Consider the following 1,221-nt stretch of genomic DNA (forward strand, 5'->3'; position numbering starts at 1 on the left):
TAATACCATAAAGTTCCTGAGTCAGGCTGTGTCCTTAGCAGTCAGGCAGCGTTCTCACGAATTGTCTCTGATTCCGCTTTTGAAGTGAGTGGGGTGACTTTGTCAATCTCTACACCTGAATGCTTACAAATTGCCAGTGTGCTGCTTTATGATTTAAAACGGTATTCTGAGGCGATCGCATTCTACAACCAAGTACTGGAACTGGATGCCAAGGCTGCTTCAATTTGGATTGACCGAGGCACGGCTTTTTACAAACTTGGTCGATATGAAAAAGCAATCACGGATTTTGACAAGGCGATTCAACTTGATGCTCGAAACTCTTTGGCTTGGAAACAGCGAGGATTTGCCCTCTATCGCATCGGTCACTACGAACATGCGATCGCTTCCTTTAAAAAAGCAGCAAAATACGAGCCTGACGATGTGGAAGTAGCTGGATTACTGACAGTTTTACAAACTTCAGGAGAATCTCAAAGGGAGTTACAAACCTCACAGCAAAGACTCGTTGCGGTTCGCACTGAGATCAGCACGGCTGAAGAAAAACTCCTTCTCCTTAGCAGTGAAACCCAGGCAGCAACAGCACAGCTTGAATATTCTCAAGCCCAAGTGCGTCAATCTCAGCAGCAGTTAGTGGCTCTCAGAGACAAAATTAAAACCGCACAGTCACAACTAGAATCTTCTCAAGCCCAAGTGCGTCAATCTCAGCAGCAGTTAGTCGCTTTCAGAGGCAAAATTAAAACCGCACAGTCACAACTAGAATCCTCTCAAGTAAAAGTGCGTCAATCTCAGCAACAGTTAGTGGCTCTCAGAGGCGAAATTAAAACTACCCAAGAACGGTTTAAATCCTTCAAGGCAGAACGCCAAAGTTTAGACCAGAAACTAGTGGGTATGCGAGGGGAAATCAAAACTTCCCAAGAACGGCTAGAAGCCTCTCGCCGTGAACAACGAGGCTTAGACCAGAAACTAGTGGGTATGCGAGGGGAAATCAAAACTTCCCAAGAACGGCTAGAAGCCTCTCGCCGTGAACAACGAAGCTTAGACCAGAAACTAGTGGCTGTGGGAGGGGCAATCAAAACTTCCCAAGAACGGCTAGAAGCCTCTCAATACGGTTCGGTTAAGCTCTAAGCAGTATTGATTACATAGAATGTTCGTGTTTCACTTTTGGCTCCAATTCCTTTATGTATTGGTTTCTTGGAAGGAAATTTAGCTCTAGTTTTTTTAACT

At 45.0% G+C, this 1,221-nt stretch carries 1 protein-coding gene; it reads left to right on the forward strand.

What is annotated here, in order from left to right:
- The first annotated feature begins 99 nt into the window (after window positions 1–99).
- Window positions 100–1,122 (forward strand): tetratricopeptide repeat protein, encoded by a 1,023-nt coding sequence (locus F6K46_RS39865; protein WP_293118226.1) that lies wholly within the window; start codon window positions 100–102, stop codon window positions 1,120–1,122.
- Window positions 1,123–1,221 lie beyond the last annotated feature (99 nt).

Origin of the sequence: Moorena sp. SIO3E8, assembly GCF_010692445.1 — a bacterium.
Taxonomy (GTDB): Bacteria; Cyanobacteriota; Cyanobacteriia; order Cyanobacteriales; family Coleofasciculaceae; genus Moorena; species Moorena bouillonii.